Source organism: Streptomyces sp. NPDC006265, assembly GCF_040613555.1.
In the GTDB taxonomy this organism is placed as follows: domain Bacteria; phylum Actinomycetota; class Actinomycetes; order Streptomycetales; family Streptomycetaceae; genus Streptomyces.
The window spans coordinates 1-2,046 of sequence record NZ_JBEXSH010001132.1 but is presented as its reverse complement, the minus strand read 5'-3'; the positions used below and the strand labels follow the sequence as shown (position 1 = coordinate 2,046).

3 protein-coding genes are annotated in these 2,046 nt (G+C 69.0%); all 3 read left to right on the top strand.

Annotated features, from left to right (window positions below):
- The coding region (locus ABZ281_RS46140) for a M24 family metallopeptidase (RefSeq protein WP_356664461.1) at positions 1 to 909 on the top strand (909 nt) is incomplete at its 5' end.
- A 53-nt stretch (positions 910 to 962) separates the two neighbouring features.
- Positions 963 to 1,529 (top strand): elongation factor P, encoded by a 567-nt coding sequence (gene efp, locus ABZ281_RS46135; protein ID WP_356664459.1) that lies wholly within the window; start codon positions 963 to 965, stop codon positions 1,527 to 1,529.
- A 2-nt stretch (positions 1,530 to 1,531) separates the two neighbouring features.
- Positions 1,532 to 1,966, top strand: coding sequence for a transcription antitermination factor NusB (nusB, locus tag ABZ281_RS46130; protein WP_356664457.1), 435 nt, complete (start codon positions 1,532 to 1,534; stop codon positions 1,964 to 1,966).
- Positions 1,967 to 2,046: the final 80 nt, after the last annotated feature.

The window sequence follows — 2,046 nt, the reverse complement described above, 5'->3', positions numbered from 1 at the left end:
GTCTACAGGCCCGCCGCGTCCCGCGCCCAGATCGAGAAGGCGATCGGGATGCTGAACGCGTCCGAGCGGCCGCTGATCGTCGCGGGCCAGGGCGCCGACTCGCTCGCCGTGGAGGAGCACCACCTCACCGTGGCCCGGCACCGCGCCCTCGGCTCGGTAGCCCCCAGGCTGCGCCTGGCCGACCTCGGAAGCGCCGTCGAGCAGCTCAGGGTCGTCAAGGACGAGGAGGAGATCTCCTGCCTGCGCATCGGCGCCGAGATCGCCGACCAGGCCCTCGGCGAACTGCTGGAGTCGATCCTCGTCGGCCGCACCGAGCGCCATCTCGCCCTGGAACTCGAGAGACGACTCCTGGACCACGGGGCGGAGGGGCCGGCCTTCCCGACGTCCGTCGGCACCGGACCGAACGCCGGCCGCCCCGGCCACCGGCCCACCGACCGCCGGGTCGAGGAGGGCGACTTCCTCTCCGTCTGCCTCGGAGCGACGTACCGCGGCTACCGCTGCGAGATCGGCCGCTCCTTCGTCATCGGCACCGCTCCCGCGGACTGGCAGATCGAGCTGTACGACCTGGTCTTCGCGGCCCAGCGGGCCGGGCGTGAAAGCCTGGTACCGGGCGCCGCCTGCCGGGACATCGACCGTGCGGCCCGTCAGGTCCTGGACTCCGCGGGGTACACGGAGGGCCTCACGGTCCTGACCGGACACGGCGTAGGGCTCGAAATCGACGAGGACCCTCAATTGAGTCCCGCGGCCATGGGTAAACTGGACGCTTGCGTGCCAGTCACCGTCGAACCGGGGGTCCACCTCCCGGGCCGGGGCGGTGTCCGGATCGATGACACGCTCGTCGTCCGCCCCGAGGCGGACGGCGGACCCGAGCTACTCACCATCACGACCAAGGAGCTGCTCGCCCTGTAGCCAGGCAGGTGCGTGCCCCAGGGTCGTACGTCAGTCCAGGAGATTCCGCAACCGTGGCTTCCACGAACGACCTCAAGAACGGCATGGTGCTCAAGCTCGAAGGCGGCCAGCTCTGGTCCGTCGTCGAGTTCCAGCACGTCAAGCCCGGCAAGGGCCCGGCCTTCGTGCGCACCAAGCTCAAGAACGTGCTCTCCGGCAAGGTCGTCGACAAGACCTTCAACGCCGGCGTCAAGGTCGAAACGGCCACCGTCGACAAGCGCGACATGCAGTTCTCCTACATGGACGGCGAGTACTTCGTCTTCATGGACATGGAGACCTACGACCAGCTGCACGTCGACCGCAAGGCCGTCGGCAACGCCGCGAACTTCCTGATCGAGGGCTTCACCGCCACCGTCGCACAGCACGAGGGCGAGGTGCTCTTCGTGGAGCTGCCGGCCGCCGTCGAGCTCGTCATCCAGGAGACCGAGCCGGGGGTCCAGGGCGACCGCTCCACCGGCGGCACCAAGCCCGCCATCCTGGAGACCGGCCACCAGATCAACGTGCCGCTCTTCATCACCACCGGTGAGAAGATCAAGGTCGACACCCGCACCAGCGACTACCTCGGCCGGGTGAACAGCTAACCGTGGCTGCCCGCAACACGGCCCGTAAGCGCGCCTTCCAGATCCTTTTCGAGGGGGACCAGCGCGGCGCCGAGGTGCTGACCGTCCTCGCGGACTGGGTCCGGCTCTCCCGGGCGGACACCAGGCAGCCGCCGGTCAGCGAGTACACGATGGAGCTGGTCGAGGGCTACGCGTCGCACGCGAAGCGCATCGACGAGCTGATCGCGCAGTACTCCGTCGGCTGGACCCTCGACCGGATGCCCGTCGTCGACCGCAACATCCTGCGGCTCGGCGCCTACGAGCTGATCTGGGTCGATGCGACGCCGGACGCCGTCGTCCTCGACGAGATGGTGCAGCTGGCGAAGGAGTTCTCCACGGACGAGTCGCCCTCGTTCGTGAACGGCCTGCTCGGCCGGCTGAAGGAACTCAAGCCCTCGCTCCGCCGCGACGAGGTCTGAGACGGACCACATGCCGGAGGGCCCGCAGCGTCACCGGACGCTGTTGGTTAATTCGGGCCCGTGCGTGACGTCGGCTCCCA